At 61.7% G+C, this 15,843-nt stretch carries 17 protein-coding genes; 8 read left to right on the plus strand and 9 right to left on the minus strand.

Features of this window, described 5'->3' with window-relative positions; genetic code table 11:
- Positions 1–10: 10 nt before the first annotated feature.
- Complete coding sequence (locus ACR9Y2_RS05100) at positions 11–1,273, plus strand: Gfo/Idh/MocA family protein (RefSeq protein ID WP_435039977.1); 1,263 nt, start codon at positions 11–13, stop codon at positions 1,271–1,273.
- Here the strand turns inward: ACR9Y2_RS05100 and holA are convergent.
- The 6 genes from holA to ACR9Y2_RS05130 are packed head-to-tail and all read right to left on the minus strand — an operon-like array spanning position 1,270 to position 6,581.
- A complete protein-coding gene (gene holA / locus ACR9Y2_RS05105) occupies positions 1,270–2,343 on the minus strand; it encodes a DNA polymerase III subunit delta (protein WP_435039978.1) in 1,074 nt (357 codons plus the stop codon). The genes ACR9Y2_RS05100 and holA overlap by 4 nt on opposite strands.
- A 7-nt stretch (positions 2,344–2,350) precedes the next feature.
- Positions 2,351–2,866 (minus strand): LPS assembly lipoprotein LptE, encoded by a 516-nt coding sequence (gene lptE / locus ACR9Y2_RS05110; protein ID WP_435039979.1) that lies wholly within the window; start codon positions 2,864–2,866, stop codon positions 2,351–2,353.
- Positions 2,863–3,873 (minus strand): Asd/ArgC dimerization domain-containing protein, encoded by a 1,011-nt coding sequence (locus tag ACR9Y2_RS05115; RefSeq protein ID WP_435039980.1) that lies wholly within the window; start codon positions 3,871–3,873, stop codon positions 2,863–2,865. The genes lptE and ACR9Y2_RS05115 overlap by 4 nt, the downstream gene beginning before the upstream one ends.
- 9 nt (positions 3,874–3,882) lie before the next feature.
- The gene (gene pssA / locus ACR9Y2_RS05120; protein WP_435039981.1) at positions 3,883–4,785 is read right to left on the minus strand and encodes a CDP-diacylglycerol--serine O-phosphatidyltransferase; all 903 of its coding nucleotides are present in this window, start codon (positions 4,783–4,785) and stop codon (positions 3,883–3,885) included.
- Positions 4,782–5,408 (minus strand): phosphatidylserine decarboxylase, encoded by a 627-nt coding sequence (locus ACR9Y2_RS05125; RefSeq protein WP_435039982.1) that lies wholly within the window; start codon positions 5,406–5,408, stop codon positions 4,782–4,784. Before ACR9Y2_RS05125 ends, pssA begins: the two co-directional genes overlap by 4 nt.
- Before the next feature lie 18 nt (positions 5,409–5,426).
- A complete protein-coding gene (locus ACR9Y2_RS05130; RefSeq protein ID WP_435039983.1) occupies positions 5,427–6,581 on the minus strand; it encodes a M20 family metallopeptidase in 1,155 nt (384 codons plus the stop codon).
- 24 nt (positions 6,582–6,605) lie between these two features.
- On the opposite strand from ACR9Y2_RS05130, the gene fabZ reads away from it, so the two are divergent.
- The 7 genes from fabZ (at position 6,606) to ACR9Y2_RS05165 (ending at position 12,321) form a co-directional block, all read left to right on the plus strand.
- Positions 6,606–7,067 (plus strand): 3-hydroxyacyl-ACP dehydratase FabZ, encoded by a 462-nt coding sequence (gene fabZ, locus ACR9Y2_RS05135; RefSeq protein WP_435039984.1) that lies wholly within the window; start codon positions 6,606–6,608, stop codon positions 7,065–7,067.
- 4 nt (positions 7,068–7,071) lie between these two features.
- Positions 7,072–7,848, plus strand: coding sequence for an acyl-ACP--UDP-N-acetylglucosamine O-acyltransferase (gene lpxA / locus ACR9Y2_RS05140; protein ID WP_435039985.1), 777 nt, complete (start codon positions 7,072–7,074; stop codon positions 7,846–7,848).
- Entirely contained in the window at positions 7,845–8,660 is an 816-nt protein-coding gene (locus ACR9Y2_RS05145; RefSeq protein ID WP_435039986.1) for an LpxI family protein, read from the plus strand. Before lpxA ends, ACR9Y2_RS05145 begins: the two co-directional genes overlap by 4 nt.
- Positions 8,657–9,622 (plus strand): Gfo/Idh/MocA family protein, encoded by a 966-nt coding sequence (locus tag ACR9Y2_RS05150; RefSeq protein ID WP_435039987.1) that lies wholly within the window; start codon positions 8,657–8,659, stop codon positions 9,620–9,622. Before ACR9Y2_RS05145 ends, ACR9Y2_RS05150 begins: the two co-directional genes overlap by 4 nt.
- 22 nt (positions 9,623–9,644) lie before the next feature.
- Positions 9,645–10,727 (plus strand): energy transducer TonB family protein, encoded by a 1,083-nt coding sequence (locus ACR9Y2_RS05155; protein ID WP_435039988.1) that lies wholly within the window; start codon positions 9,645–9,647, stop codon positions 10,725–10,727.
- Positions 10,728–10,810: 83 nt separating this feature from the next.
- Positions 10,811–10,978 carry a hypothetical protein gene (locus ACR9Y2_RS05160; RefSeq protein ID WP_435039989.1) on the plus strand — a complete coding sequence of 56 codons (168 nt, stop codon included), beginning with the start codon at positions 10,811–10,813 and terminating at the stop codon, positions 10,976–10,978.
- Between the two features lie 527 nt (positions 10,979–11,505).
- The gene (locus ACR9Y2_RS05165; protein ID WP_435039990.1) at positions 11,506–12,321 is read left to right on the plus strand and encodes a sigma-70 family RNA polymerase sigma factor; all 816 of its coding nucleotides are present in this window, start codon (positions 11,506–11,508) and stop codon (positions 12,319–12,321) included.
- A 76-nt stretch (positions 12,322–12,397) separates the two neighbouring features.
- On the opposite strand, the gene sppA is transcribed toward ACR9Y2_RS05165, so the two are convergent.
- The 3 genes from sppA to ACR9Y2_RS05180 form a co-directional block, all read right to left on the minus strand.
- Positions 12,398–14,140 (minus strand): signal peptide peptidase SppA, encoded by a 1,743-nt coding sequence (gene sppA, locus ACR9Y2_RS05170; protein WP_435039991.1) that lies wholly within the window; start codon positions 14,138–14,140, stop codon positions 12,398–12,400.
- On the minus strand, positions 14,137–15,006 hold the full coding sequence (locus tag ACR9Y2_RS05175) for a sugar phosphate isomerase/epimerase family protein (RefSeq protein WP_435039992.1): 870 nt from the start codon (positions 15,004–15,006) through the stop codon (positions 14,137–14,139). The genes sppA and ACR9Y2_RS05175 overlap by 4 nt, the downstream gene beginning before the upstream one ends.
- A gap of 152 nt (positions 15,007–15,158) precedes the next feature.
- Positions 15,159–15,824: a response regulator gene (locus tag ACR9Y2_RS05180; protein WP_435039993.1), complete on the minus strand. Its 666-nt coding sequence runs from the start codon at positions 15,822–15,824 to the stop codon at positions 15,159–15,161.
- Between the last annotated feature and the right edge of the window lie 19 nt (positions 15,825–15,843).

Raw genomic sequence — 15,843 nt, forward strand, 5'->3', positions numbered from 1 at the left:
AGGAGTGGCCATGACCATCATCAATCGCCGTGATTTTCTGGGTGCGGCTGCCGCTGCCTCCACCGTGCTGGCGCAGGAGAAGAAACTGAAGCTCGGCCTGATCGGCTGCGGCTGGTTCGGAGGAGTCGATTCCAGCGCCGCCATCGCGGCCGGTGGAGTCGAGTTCATCGGCCTGTGCGATCTCGATTCCGCGCATCTGGACGAGATGAGCGCCGCCATCGAGAAACAACAGGGCTCCAAGCCGAAAGGCTTCAAGAACTATAAGGATCTGTTGGCCATGGATGGCCTGGATGGGCTCGTCATCGCCACACCGCCCCACTGGCACGCCATGCCGTTCATCGCCGCCTGCGAGCGAAAGCTGCCCATCTATTGCGAAAAGCCGCTGGCCTACGATATCCGCGAAGGCCGCGCCATGGCCAATGCCTGGAAGAAGGCCGGCAATATCGTTCAGATCGGCTTCCAGCGCCGCCAGAGCGAGGCCTACCAGTCCGTAATGGAGTACATCGCCTCCGGCGCGCCCGGCCCCATCATCCAGGTCGACGTCAACATCCACTACACCGCCCAACCGCTCGACAACAAGCCGCAGGACCCGCCGGCCACTCTCGATTGGGACCTGTGGTGCGGCCCCGCGCCCAAACTGCCTTACTCCCCCAACATCGGCCACAAGTCCTGGCGCCTGGAGGAGACCACGGGCAATGGCCACATGGTCGATTGGGGCATCCATTTGATCGACGCCACCCGCAAAATGCTGGCGGAAACCATGCCCAAACGCATTACCGCGGTCGGCGGGCTCTACGAATACAAGGGCCGCATCACCACACCCGACACCCTCACCGCTCATTTCGAGTTCGACAAATGCCCGGTCGTCTGGCGCCATCGCCTGTGGGGCGCCGTGGAACGCGATCCGGAATTCTCGAATGGCGTGACCTTCTTCGGTGAGAAAGAGACGATTTTCGTCACCGACGGCCGCTGGATCGTGATGCCCAAGGGACGCAACGCGCAGCGCCGCGTCACCGAGGTCAAATCCGCCAATGAACTCAGCCAGCGTCACGTCACGGAATGGCTGAAGGCCGTTCGCTCCGGCACGCAGCCCTCCGTCTCACCCGACGAAGCCTTCCGTTCCACGGCCACGGTGCAATTGGGCATGATCTCTTACAAGACCGGCCGCACTCTGAATTGGGATATGGCTTCAGAAAAGATACTGAACGACCCGGCCGCCAACAAGCTGCTGGCCAGGGCCTATCGCGCCCCGTTCAAGCACCCCGGCGTTTAGCGCGTGAGGCGCAGCACGAACTCTTCCATCACGATGCGGTCGTCGACGCGCGAACTCTTCATGTCGCGATCGGCCCGGAAGACGAGTTGCAGCGCCTCTTCCAGCTTCTCTTTCGTGAATTTCGAACTGGCTGTGTGAATCTGGTCGGCGCGCGACCGCCACATCGGCGTGCCCTGCCGCTGGAAAAAACTCTGCACTTCGCTGGAGGAGCGCAGCCCCTGTTCGCGCGCAGCCAGCGCCAACCGGAAGATGCCCCCCAGGAACGTCAGCGCCAGCGGCAGGTATTCGCCCTCCCGCACCAGCGTATCCAGCAGCTGCATCGCCTCCACCCTGCTGCGGCGGGCCAGCGCGTTCACCAGGTTGAAAACCGTGGTCTCCTGCGCATTCGGCACCATGTTGGCGATGTCGGCTGCCGTCACCTTGCCGCCGTTGACCTCGGCGAACAGAGCCAACTTCTCCACCTCGTTCGCCAGCCGCGAGGCATCGGCCGCGGTGGCTTCCACCAGCAGGTCGATTTCGTTCGACCCCAGCCGCAACCCGCGCTCCGCCGCCTGCGACTGCACAAACGCGCGTGCGTCCTGCGGCGTGAATTTGACGAATTCCACCACGGCGCGGATCGCCCCGTAGTACTTCGCCAGACGGTCCATTTTGGTCTTGTCTTCGCCGTCGAAGTCCCACTTACGGGCGTCAAAGACAAGCACGACACCTGGCGTTGGATCCTTGCAATAGGCCGCCAGCGCCTCCGGACCAACCGCCGACTTGCCGGAACCCTCATCGTCCTCACTGGCCGCGGCACGTCCGCGCGGCAGCGCCGATTCCGCCGACGCCACCCAGATCACCCGATTGCGTGCGAACAGCGACATCGAGCGGGCATCGTCCAGGACTTCACTAATCGAGAGTTCGTCCAGGTCGTGACGGGCATAGCCCTCTTCACGATCCTCCTCACTCAGCACCTTCTCCAGCAGGGCCTTGCGGCACGGCGCCCGCCGGTAGCCTTCCGGACCCACAAACAGATACACCGGCTCCGGCTCCTGTTTCGACAACGTGCGTAGGAACTGTTCCGGCGTCATAGCTTGTCTAGAAAGCCTCCAACACGCTGCTCACCACCTGGCGCGCCACTTCCAGGCTCAGCCGCTGCAGCGCCACCGAGCTCTCGTCGAAATACTGCAACTGGTCGGTCGCCACCTCATACCGCTGGCGGAACTCCATGTTGTCGCGCTTGTAGATCACCTTGCCGGTCTTTCGTTCAGTGAGTGAAATGTTCATGATCACCGACACCTGGATGCCGGCCGCGCGCCCCGTTTTCTGATCGAAAATGGTGGGCGCCGTATAGTAATTCACCACCGCGCCGGTCAACACAGCGTCCGCCTGATCCACATTGGGAATGACGCGATAACGCGTGCGCGACAGAAACTCACGGCCGATGGCGCCCGGCAGTTGCTCAGTGAGCTTATACCGCGTAGTCGAGTTGCCGAAGGCTGGAATCGCAATGGATTGCAGCGTTGCCGGCAGCATGTCGCCGTGGCCGCCCACATGATAACCACAGCCGCTTAGTCCGGCCGCAGCCGCCAGGACGAGAAGCCCAGCCCTCATCGGGCCTCCTTCTTCGACAGCAGCCCCGCCGTCAGCAGTGCCGTCTCGGCGCGCGTACGCATGTTGTCCAGCGCCAGCCAAAGCCAGATTCCACGGGCATTGCCGCGATCTTCCGCTATGTCGCTGACTGTGAGGCCACTCTGTCCGGCTACACCCATGTTGGAGCCAGGCTCCAGATCGGCGCCGCGGACATCCAAACCGGCGTCCTTCAGCCAGCCGCTAATCTCGTCCACCGTGGGCCGCGATTCAAATTCCAGCCAGGTGTTCAGGCAATAACCGTGAAATACGGGCGCCTGCACCACGCGCAGGGAAGGCAGCGGCACGGCCAGCGGACCCAGCAGGGAAGCGAGATGGCGCTCAATGCGGTGCTCCGCCACGTCCAGGCTCACTTTCGCTTCGGCGCCCAGGCGCGGCAGCAGGTTGAAACTCACCTGCGCATCAAACAGGTCGCGCGGCATCTGCTGGAAGTTGAACAAAGTGAGAGTCTGCTGGTGCAGCTCGTCGACGCCCTCTTTGCCGCGCTCACTGGCCGGCTCGAGGACGGTCACCACCGCGCTCCGCAGTGGACGTTGCGCGTGCAGCAGCGACATCAGGCGCGCCAGCGCAATGGACGCAGGATGAGCCAGCGAGTGGATCGTGTATTCCTGGGCCGCCACCGGTGCCCGTTCCAGGATGGGCGCCCGCAGGATGGCCTCGGGCAGGTCTTCGAAATCACAGACAGCATCGACAATGGCGGGCCGCTGCGGCTGCGCATGGGCAAGAGCGAGTGCCCGTTGATGCGCCTCCATCGTTCCGGCCATCAGCACCACGTCGGCCTCTTCGACCGTATTCTTGTCCAGCGGCTGCATCACGAGGAGATCCTCCTCGCCCGGCGCCAGCACGATATCGTCGGGATGGGCGCTGGCCAGGCTCAGCGTCACTGGCAGCTTGCCTTCCTCGACAAGTTCACGAATCTCCTTGCCGAGCAGCGTTTCGCCGCCCAGCAGAAGCCACTTGGGCTTAGTCATGGATGTCACCTAACTGGCCTGATGTTCGGGATGCGCAGGCGGAGGCGAAGGTTTGAACCAGCGCCGGATCAGTCCGCCCAACCGCACCAGAATGCCGCTGGACACATAGACAGTGGCCAATACCAGCAGCGCGGGTTTCGAGAAGTTCCAGAACAGGTAGATCACCATGCAGAGCACGATCACGCTCTTCGGACTGCGCGGACTGACCAGGCTGAAGTCCTTGAAGCTGCGATAGCGCCAGGTGCTCACCATCAGGAACGCGAGCAATGCCATCAACGCGGACCACGCGGTGATAATCGGCCACCCCCGCAGAGGCACCGAGTCGACGGCGTAGATCACCGCGGCCACCATGCCGGCCGCGGCGGGAATCGGCAAACCAACGAAATACTTGCGGTCCGGGCGGCCCGGATTGCGCGGCACCGGATTCACCGTAATGTTGAACCGCGCCAACCGCATCGAGCCACAGCATACGAACATGAACAAAATGAAATAGCCCGCCTGCATCAGGTACTTACGGATCTCCGGCGGCGTGTACGGGTCGAGGAACTGGTAGCCCCACACAAAGGCCAGCACCGCCGGAGCGATGCCGAAGCTGATGACATCGGCCAGCGAATCCAGTTCACGGCCGAAGTCGCTGGTGGTGTTGGTCAGCCGCGCAATGCGGCCGTCCAATCCATCGAAGAACACCGAGAGACCGATGACCATCGCGGCCGTCTCCCAGGCTCGGTTCGGGCCGTAATTGCCCGCCGCGGCCCACAGCGCGCCTTCCACTGACTTCAGAATCGCCAGATACCCCATAAAGAGGTTGCCGGCGGTGAACAACGTGGGCAGCGCGTAGGCGGCACGCCGCGGCCGGCGATCCGGCGAATTCGGATCGATCAGTCTTTCACGGAGATTCAAGCGCGGAGTCATGATTTGTTCCTACCGGCGCCGATATGAGCCAGCACGCTGGAGCCGGCGGAGACCCGCTGGCCCTCACGCACATCAATCTCCCATTCGGGTCCAAAAGTCACATCGACGCGAGAGCCGAACTTGATCAGGCCTACGCGCTCACCTGCGGTCACAAAATCACCAGGCTTCTTCGTACAGACAATGCGGCGCGCAATCAGCCCCGCGATCTGCGAGAAGGTCACCAGGGTGCGATGCCCGCCCACGCTGCCGTCGATCGTAATCGTGTTCATCTCGTTATCGACCGAAGCTTCCTCTTTGCTCGCCACCAGGAACTTGCCGGCCTTATAGTGAACGTCAATCACTTTGCCGGCAATCGGCGCCCGGTTCACATGGACGTCGAAAACGTTCAAAAAGACGCTCACCCGCGTCGACTCAGGCCCGCGCCGGATCAGCACCACTTTGCCGTCGCCCGGCGATACAGCCACCGGACCCGGCGGCACCTGCCTTTCGGGATCCCGGAAGAACCAGAGACAAAACAAAGCCAGGATGTAGAACGGGACGCCCGCCCAGCCCTTGGTGAAGTAGCCGAGCAGGGCTCCGGCGCCCGTCAGAAATAATGCGTAATAGATTCCGGTGACTACCATGCGTGAACCGCGATCTTCTTATTGTCCCAAATGCCGGACAAGAAGGGCGAGCAGGGCCGTTCGATCAGCAATCCGGTCCACCAGGATGCTCTCGTTCGCCGCGTGCGCTCCTTCCCCCACCCCGCCAATGCCGTCCAGCGTAGGGACGCCTAAGCCAGCCGTGAAGTTGCCATCCGATCCGCCGCCCGTCGCCGACTCTTCCAGCTTCAAGCCAAGGTGCTTGCCCGCCAGCTCCGAAGCCGCTTTGAACAAGGCGGCCACGCCTTTCGTTCGCTCCATCGGCGGACGGTTCAGTCCGCCGCTGACTTCCAGGCTGCACCGCTTATCCACCGCTTTCAGCCTCTGGAACTTGCGGTCGAGCCCGGCATAATCCGCCAGCCTCGCGATGCGGATATCCACCTCCACCCGCGCCTCGGCCGCGATGACATTCGTCCGCGTACCACCCGCGATAACCCCCGGGTTCACAGTCAGCCCCTTGGGCAGGTTGGTGAATCCGGCTATCTTTTCGATCTGCCGGGCCAGTTCCACAATGGCGCTCGCCCCGGCCGCGAAATCGACTCCGGCATGCGACGCTTTGCCCCGCACCGTCACCGTGTAATCGCCTACGCCCTTGCGCGCGGTCTTGAGCTTGCCGCCCAGACCAGTGCCCGGTTCCGCCACCAGTACGGCGGAACTCTCTTTCGCCAGGTTCTCGGTGAGCGGGCGGGAAACCTCGCTGCCCACCTCTTCGTCCGACACGACCCACAGCGCCACTTGGCGGGAAACCGGCAGGTCCAACGCCTGCAGCAGCTTCATGGCTGAAAGAAAGAAGGCCAGGCCGGATTTCATATCCAGCACCCCCGGCCCCCACAAACGGCCGTCCGCTTCCTTCCACGGCATCGTCTTCAAAGTGCCCATGGGCCAGACCGTATCGCTGTGGCCGACCCCCAGGATGCGCCCGGGCTTCTTCTTCCTCGGACCCGGCAAATCGAATGTCAACAATAGGTTACGGCCAAAGCGCCCACCCGGGAAGGTCTTCACCCGGGCCAGGCCCTCGACTCGCGCCGCCACCAGGTCCACAAACCGGTTGACCGCGGCGGCATCATCGCTGGGCGACTCGCACTCCACCAAGTCTTTGAGAAAATTGACGATTGCAGGCTGTTGCGCCAGTACATGAGGAAGGATTGCGTCCATCGTTTGTTAGAATAACTGTTTCCGATGGCAGTCCTAGAAAACATCGACATCCGCGACATCCTCCCCCACCGCTATCCCATGTTGCTGGTGGACCGGATCGTCGAATTTGGTGAAGACTATATCGTCGGCATCAAAAACGTCACCGCCAACGAGCCGTTCTTCCTCGGGCATTTTCCGGATTTTCCGGTCATGCCCGGCGTGCTCATCATCGAAGCCATGGCCCAGGTTGGCGGCACGCTGGTGCTGAAAGACCTGCCAGACCGCAAGTCAAAACTCGTCCTCTTCGCGTCCATCGAAGAGGCCAAGTTTCGCAAACCCGTGCTGCCAGGCGACACTCTGCGCCTGGAGCTGAAGACCCTGAAACGCAAGTCCACCGTCGTCAAGATGCAAGGCACCGCAACCGTCGACGGCCAGGTGGTCGCCGAGGCGATCGTCATGTGTAAGGTGATCGACCGGCCCGGCAGCGCCGCAGCTCCACAGGCCTAGACTCATGGCGATTCACCCGACCGCGATCATCGATCCCGCGGCTCGGATCCACCCGGACGCCGACATCGGCCCATTCTGCGTCATCGGCGCCGAAGTCGAAATCGGAGCCCGCACCCGGCTGATGGCTAACCTCTATATAGAGGGGCCCACCTGGATCGGGGAAGATAACATATTCTTCCCCTACGGCAGCGTCGGGGTCGCGTCCCAGGATCTGAAGTACCACGGCGAGCGCACCGAAACCCGCATCGGAGCCCGCAACAGGATCCGCGAATTCGTGACCATCCACCGCGGCACCGAAGGCGGCGGCTCACTCACCGCCATCGGCGACGACAATCTGCTGATGGCCTATTCGCACATCGCCCACGACGCCCAGATCGGCAGCCATATCATTCTCGGCAATGCGGTTACGCTCGCCGGGCATGTCACCATCGGCGACTGGGCCATCGTCGAGGCCTTCTCCGGCGTCCACCAGTTCTGCCGCATCGGCCGCCACTCCTTCACCGGCGGCTATAGCGTGGTCACCCAGGATGTCCTGCCCTATTCGCAGACGGTCACTCCACGGCAGTCGAAGGTCTATGGCGAGAATAAGATCGGACTCCAACGCCGCGGCTTTACCGCCGATTCCATCGCCGGGCTGCACAAGGCCTTCCGCCTGCTCATGAGCGACAAGTTGAACACCTCCCAGGCTTTAGAGCAGATCCAGGCGGAAGTTTCGCCGTGTGCCGAGGTGGACGAGCTGGTCGAGTTCATTCGCACCGCCAAGCGTGGTTTCATCAAGTGAGATACGGGCTCATCGCCGGCTCCAGCCGCTTCCCCATCCTCGCCCTGCAGACCGCCCGCCAGCTCGGGCACGAAGTAGTAGTCATCGCCCTAAAGGACAACGCCCCGCCGGAAGTGGAAGCCCTGGTCGACCGCTGCTACTGGATCACGATCGCCGAACTCGGTAAGTTGATCGACATCCTCCAGAAGGAGAAGATCACCCAGGTGATCATGGCCGGCCAGGTCCGGCACACCTCGCTTTTCAGCACCTTACGCCCCGACTGGCGGCTGGCCAAGCTGCTCTTTTCCCTGCCCTCGCGCAACACCGACGCCCTAATCGGCGGAGTCCAGAAGGAGCTCGAGAAAGAGGGGATCACGCTGGCGGATTCCACCCTGCTCCTCAAGCCGCTGCTGGCCGCCGAGGGCCAGATTTCGAAGCGCAAACTGACCGAGGACGAACGGAAAGACATCCACTACGGCCGGCGCGTGGCCGGCGCTCTCTCCGGTTTCGACATCGGCCAAAGCGTCGCCATCTCGGAGCGAGCCTGCGTCGCCGTCGAAGCCATGGAAGGCACCGATGCCATGCTGCGCCGGGCGGCTTCCCTGGTCAACGGCCGCGCATTGCGGCTCATCAAGGCGTCCAACCGCCGCAAACATCTTCTGTTCGACGTGCCCGTGGCCGGGCCGGGCACCATTCTCGCCATGGCCGAGACCGGAACCACCGCGCTCGCCGTGGACGCCGGCCGAACCCTGCTGCTGGACAAGGACGAGATGCTCGCCCTGGCCGCCCAGCACGACATCTCGATCGTCGGCTACCAGCCGGAGGAATCATGAGCGAACCAGCAGTCCTCGTCGCCGTCGCCGGCGCAGGAGCCTTTGGAAAGAATCACTTGCGCGTCATCCGCGAATCCCACGTGGAGCTCGCCGGGGTCTACGACCTCGACCCGGAACGCGCCCAGGCCGCCGCGAAGGAGTTCGGCTGCCGTGCCTACGACTCCCTGCAGGACCTCGCCGGCCACGCCCAGGCCGCCATCGTCGCCGTCCCCACTTCAGCCCATTGCAAGGTTGCCTGCCAGTTGCTCGATGCCGGGCTCGACGTCCTGGTCGAGAAACCCATCGCCTCGTCCCTCGAAGAGGCGCACCAGATGATCGTGACCGCCCGTCAGCGCGGCCGCATCCTGCAAGTTGGTCACCTGGAACGGTTTAACCCGGCCGTCACAGCGGCCAAGTCGCTGGTGACCGTGCCGCTGTTCTTCGAAATCCACCGCCTCAGCGTCTTCTCACCGCGCAGCCTGGATGTGGACGTAGTCCTCGACTTGATGATCCATGATCTCGACATCCTGCTAGCCATGACCGGCACCATGCCCAGCGAGATCCGCGCCGCCGGCATCCCCGTGCTCTCCGGCAAGGCCGATATCGCCAACGTCCGCCTGGAGTTCCCCAGCGGCTGCATCGCCAACCTGACCGCCTCGCGCGTCTCGACCGAACGCGTGCGCAAGCTGCGCTTCTTCCAGCCCAGACAGTATGTGTCCGTAGACTATGCGAAGCAGGAGTGCTTCGCCATCGGCGTCGACGACAACCGCCAGGTCAAGCTGATGCCCCAAATGGTGACGAAACAAGAGCCCCTGAAGCGTCAGTTCGCGTCCTTCCTCGACTGCATCGTCACTCGCGCCAAGCCCGAGGTGGACGGAGAAGCAGCTGCCCTCGCCCTGGAACTCGCTCGAATGATTGAGACGAAGATCGAAGAACATGGCGCGGTAGTAGCCCGTTCGCTCTCATCCACGTCTATCAAGTAAGAGTCCGCTCTTTCCCGGTTCCATGCTCGAATCATTTCAACGGTACTGGCACGGCGACCAGGGGCAGCTACAACTGCTTCTGGACTACGGCGACCAGGAGCAAACCCGGCGCCGCCGCCTGGCTGTGTGCGGGGCCGTGCTCTACCAGTTGGCGGTGATCCTCTTTGCCTTGAATGCGCCGGGTGGGGCGATGCAATTTCATTCCGGGGCGGAGGTCCATGTGGATGTGCGTCGCTCCACTCCGCTGATCGCACCCAGGAACCTGCCCGAGTTCAAGGTGACGCAGAAGGAAGAGCAGCGCAAGAAGCCGGCCACGGAAGTCGACATGGCCGCGCTGATGCCGAAAAAAGCCGTCGTCCAGCCGCAGAGCACCCCACCGGGTAAGCCGTTCACGCCACCGCCCGGTCCGGTCGCCGTGCCGGTTCCACGGCCTCAAGCCGCGGACCCGCCGAAGATTGAGGTGGCCGAGCAACAGGCCCCGCCCAATCTCCCGGCCGGCTTGGCCCCGAAGATCCCCACCACGCCCCCGCCAGTCGCCGAGCCGCCCAAAACGAATCCGTTCGAAAGAGTAGGCGGGCCGCAACCCGGCGTCAGCGCCGCCCAGGGTGTAGGCCGTGTGGCCATCGCTCCACCCAAGACCGGAGTGGATGAGGCGATCCGGGCCGTTGCCCAGGGCGGCGGCGGACGCGGTGTCATGGTCGGCGACGTCGGCGGCGGCGGCATGGGGAGCCTGAGCGAGGGACGGATCCAGAATCCCGCGCCGGGCCGCAACGGCAGCACCCTGGAGTTGCTCAGCGATCCGAAAGGCATCGACTTCAGGCCCTACCTTATTCAGGTCCTCGCCGCGGTCAAGCGCAATTGGCAGGCGGTGCTACCCGAGAGCGCCCGGCTGGGGCGGCAGGGCCGGACAGCCATACAGTTCTCAATCAATAGGATTGGTGGTGTACCGAAACTAGTCATTGCGTTCCCTTCTGGTACGGAAGCACTAGATCGAGCGGCAGTTGCGGGTATCAGTGCCTCCAACCCGTTTCCACCCCTGCCAGCCGAATTCACGGGGACCGAAATCCGGCTCCAGTTGGTTTTCACGTACAACCTCCCCAGATGAGAGCACTAGACGCCATCGAGTGTGACAGATTGAGACGGTCTCGGATCAGTGACACTTAATGAGACAATTAAGGTGTTTTAAGAATGATACCCATCCGCAAACGCTTTAAGTGGGCCTTAGCCGCCTATGGAGCGATAGGACTAGCAGCGTGGTTTACGCTGGATGGCCAGTTTCGACTCATCGTCCTGATTCTGTTAGCCGTATTCGCAATCAAGAGCTGGGTCGCCGTCCGTCGCGACGAACTCAGCTAAGGCTTCTTCCCAACCACCCCCGAATCCCTCCTAGTCCCATATAAGTACATTCTGTCTGGCACCCTGAGGGGTGTCGTCTAGTGGGAAATCCTCAGAAACACGGTACGATCGGCCACAGGTCGAGGTAGTAGCGAATATTCCTCGGTTTGAAGACGGGATATTTGTTCCGGAATGGAACTGGCTGTTTCATGTTGAGGGCATCAACGGTCGTGTTGGCATCCAGGAAGGCCAGAGCGAAATCAGAAGCGTCTCATTCCAGCGCGGAGCTTCCCAACGGGCTCTTCGAGGGTGAGGCGGCGGAATTTCGCGAGAGCCTAAGGAATCTTGGGTTTGCAGCCGATAATCAGGGGTACTGCAGTGAAACCCTGAGTAGCAGCCAGAGTGGTCGCCCGATTGCATATGTAAGTATGTCGGGCGATGACATCCTAAACCGGACGAGCCCGAAGGTCCAGAAAAAACACGGAAAAACCTCCAATAGAGAGGCTCAAGTGGGACCGATTTTTGGCGAGAAGGTGAAGGAGAAGGTCATGGCTGCGAGAGCGACTGCTGTGGTTTTGGCGAAAGATTCCGGCCCCGAACCCGTGAGGAGAAAATCCGCGAGACCTGTACTCATCAGGGAATCGCGGTTGGAGCGGCGGGATCGCGTTGTAATGGAACATCTTCCTCTGGTGAAAGCGATTGCGGTTCGCGTTCACGAGAGCTTGCCCGTACACGTTGAGTTGGATGACCTGGTGCACGCCGGTATTCTTGGCCTGTTCGATGCAGCCACGAAGTACAACCCCGAGAAGAAGGTCGTGTTCTCCAGCTATGCGAAGCACCGCATCAAGGGTGCGATTCTGGACAGCCTTCGGCAGTTGGACTGGGCCTCTCGCGATCTCCGCCGCCGCCATAAGCAAGTTGAACAAGTCACCCGCGATCTCTGCGCCACCCTCCAACGCCAGCCCACTGAAGACGAGCTCGCCGCCAAGATGGGCGTCGAAGTCTCCCGTTGGCGCCAGATGGCTCTCGACCTTCGCAATGTCGGTCTCGTCTCCGCCTCCACCCGCGCCCCTGAGAATGAAGACCTGCCCGCCCCGGAATTCCCCAGCAAGCCCGAAACCCAACCAGACTCCATGTGCGCCCGTGAGCAGATGAAAGAAAAGCTGGAAATCGCCATGGCTGTGCTGCCCGAACGCTACAAGAAGGTCGTCGTCCTCTACTACACCAACGAGATGACGATGAAGGAGATCGGCGGGGTCCTCGGCATCAACGAGAGCCGCGTTTCGCAGATCCACAAGTCCGCCCTCGAGAAGATGGCCGTCGTGCTGCAGAGCAGCGGCATCAGTTCCAGCCACGCCTTCTAGGCAACTCGCAGCTTCAAAACAAAGACCGCGGCCGTTTCACCGGGCCGCGGTCTTTTAGTCTCTAGTGGATAGCAGCTTAACGGATCTGGATGCTAAAGGGCATCACGCGTAGCACGCCACCCTGCAGCCAGGGCGCCACGCCGGCCGGCAGCTGCCTCAACAACATCGAAGCTTCTCCTTCGCCGCCGCCCCAACCACTTTCGGCCCCATCCTTCTTCGTGAACAGCTCGTCCCACCAGGTCCGGCGGGCCGGGTAAGGAACCAGCCGGATCCCGTCGGTCTCAGACAGGTCAGCCTTTTTCTTCAGGAGGGCAACCGCTCGGTCCAGCCCGCCCAGTTCATCGACAAGTCCCTGCTGTTGGGCATGCACGCCCAGCCAGACCCGGCCTTGCGCGACCGGATCGATCTCCGACGGTTTCTTGTGCCGGCCTTCGCCCACTTTCTTGAGAAATCCGTCATAGATGAACTGCAACGACTCGCGCAGCTTGGCGCGGCCTTCCGGGGTCAACGACTGGAAGTCTGAGTCGATATCGGCGAAGCGCCCCCGCTTCAGAATCTCCTTCGAGACACCGATCTTCGCGTACAACCCCTTGAGGTTGACCTTTCCGTAGATCACACCGATGGAACCAGTCAGGGTTCCGGGGTAAGCCACCACCGGGTCGCCGCTCATCGCGATGTAGTAACCGCCGGAAGCCGCCACATCCGACATCGAGATCACCATCGGCTTCTTCCTGGAAAGCTTCTTCACCTCATCCAGGATTTCGTCGGACGCAATCGCATCGCCGCCCGGCGAATCGATACGCAGGATTACGCCGCGGATCGTCGGATCATTCCCGATCTGGCGCAGCTGCCGGCCCATCGTCTGGGGATTGATGCCGCGCTCATCGCCCAGCAGGCTGGCGATGGGTCCGCGCACGATGTCGCCCTGGGCCACGAGATACGCGATGTTCTTCACTTTGCGGCCGCCGGATTCGGGCATCGTTTTCAGATAGTCGCGCGCCGAGATCGACTGGCTTTCACTCAAATGAGCCGCCGACGCCAGCTGCTGCTGGACCGTCGACTCGTAGTTCAGCTCGTCCACCAGGCCGCGGCTCTTGGCATTCGGCGCCAGAAACGGACCATCATCCAACAGGGTGCGCACCTGTTCCGGAGTCATGTGGCGCGATTGGCCGATGGTGGAACACAACCGGAAGTACAGCTCATCCAGAACCGCATTCAGCGATTCCTTCGTCTCCGGGCTCATTGAACTGCGCGAATAGCTGTCGCCGGCGTCCTTGTACTTGCCGATGTGCTCGACTTCCACTTCGACGCCCAGCTTATCCAGCGTTCCTTTGTAGTAAGCGGCCTCGACACGCAGGCCCTTTAAGTCGACTAAGTCCTCTGGAGAGAGGTAGATCCGGTCGGCCGCCGTGGCCGCGTAGTATTCCTTGGTACCCGGGGACGTGAGCCAGGCGTAGACCGGTTTTCCGGACTTGCGCACAAGCTCGAGCCCCTGCCGGATCTCTTCTACTTTGCCCCAGCCGACGGATAGCCCGCGCGGCTTGAACAGAACGCCCTTGATCTTGGGATCCCGGGCGGCGCGGCGCAGCACGCTCCACACCTCGGCCACCGTCAGAGGGGATTTGTCCTCCAACGCCGGGAGCGGGACACCCACCTCCGGAGCCTCCGGCAGATCGCCTTCCAGTCGCAGCGAGAGCCAGGCCTCTTTCGGTGGTTCCGGAGGCCTGCGCGCAAACTTCACCGCCGCAAACGTCAGGACGATGCCCGTGACCACGGCGATCACGAGCCCGGCGAGAATCCCAAGCAGGAATTTCTTCATGCGTTTTCCAGAATCAAATCGACGCGCTTACTCACATCCTTCAGATATTCGCCATCGCCGCCGGACAGCTCCACTGTCGCAACACCTTTATAACCAATGTCTTCCAAGCTCTTGTAGATCTCTTTCCAGTTGATCTCGCCATCCCGCAGGTTGACGAACTCCGCCTGCCGTTTGGCGAACTTGAAATCCTTCAGGTGTACTTTAGCGATGCGCGGGCCCAGCGTCCGGATCCAATCCTGCGGATAACCGTAGAGGACGACATTCCCCACATCAAAGTAGGCTTTTACCCACGGGCTCTTGAACTGGTCGACATAGTTCGCGAACTCGATGGGGCTGAGCAGGAACTTGTTCCATACCTCTTCCACCGCAATGATCACCTTGCTCTTGGCGGCCAGCGGGATCAACTTCTTGATCTCCGCGGTCGATCGATCCCAGGCCTGCTTGTAGCTGACTTCGGGATTCACCACGGCCGGGACAAGTAGAACGGTCTCGGCGCCCCAGAGCTTCGCGTTCGCGATGCTGGTCTCCATCCCTTTCACGCTTTTGGCGACCACGGCCGGATCGGGGCTGGACAGCGGGTACTGCCAGTGGTCCCGGTTCATGACGGAGTGGATGGGCAACTTGACCTTGTCGCTGGCCGCCTTGATCTCCTCCGCGGTGGCGGGGTTGTCCTCAGTGCCGCACTCCATCGCCTCAAATCCACAATCCTTGGCAAGGGTGAATTTGTCTGCGATGGTCAGCGACTTGGGCAGCATCCCCAGCAGGATCGCCTTACGGATGGGCAGGCGTTTGGAGCCTGATTGCGCATGGAGGGAAGTGGCCGCGGCAGCCGCGGCGGTGATGGAAATGAGTTCTCTTCTGTTCATAAAAAAAGCCCGCGCTTCGCGGTACCAGCTCGAAGTCGATTGTACATCTCCTCGAAGCTCGGAATCCGCAAAGACGCGGGCCACGGCGCGCGAGCGCCGCTCTGCCTGTTGAACACCGCCCGGGTTGCCCCCGGCGATATTCCCTCCTCCCCTCAGGCCAAATTGGGGATTTTGATGATCTTCTTCTGGATGGCGTATTGCACCAACTGGGCCTTGTTGTGAATGTCCAGTTTGCGCATCAGGTTGAACTTGTGGGCTTCCACGGTTTTCACGCTGAGGTTGAGATCGCACGCGATCTCCTTCACCGAGTTGCCTTCAGCCAGCAGCTTCAGCACTTCGCGTTCACGCGTCGTGAGCGTGGCAAAGCGCGGCAGGCGATTGGCCGATTTGATGCGGGACCGGAAATCGTCGACCAACTGGGACAACATTCTCGGGCTGAGGTAGCTGCCGCCGCGGCAAACATCGCGGATGGCGGACGTAAGCTGATTGGCCGGGCTGTCCTTCAGGACATAGCCGTTGGCGCCAACTTCCATGCCCTCAACGAGATAGTCCTCGTCGTCGTACATGGTAAGCACCAGCACCTTAATCTCAGGCCGGTTCTTCTTCATCTGGCGGGTGGCTTCGAAACTGCTCAGGCCAGGCATGCCGATATCCATCAGAACAAGGTCCGGACGCAACTCCGCCGCTTTGTCCACGGCGTCGCTGCCATTGGCGGCTTCCCCGATGACTTCCATGTCAGGTTCGTTTGAGATGAGCTGCCGGATGCCCTGACGGAAGAGGGTATGATCGTCGGCCAACAAGATTCGGATCTTCGCCATAAGTCAACTCCAAGAGCCT

The sequence above is a fragment of the Paludibaculum fermentans genome (genome assembly GCF_051172195.1).
Taxonomy (GTDB): Bacteria; Acidobacteriota; Terriglobia; order Bryobacterales; family Bryobacteraceae; genus Paludibaculum; species Paludibaculum fermentans_A.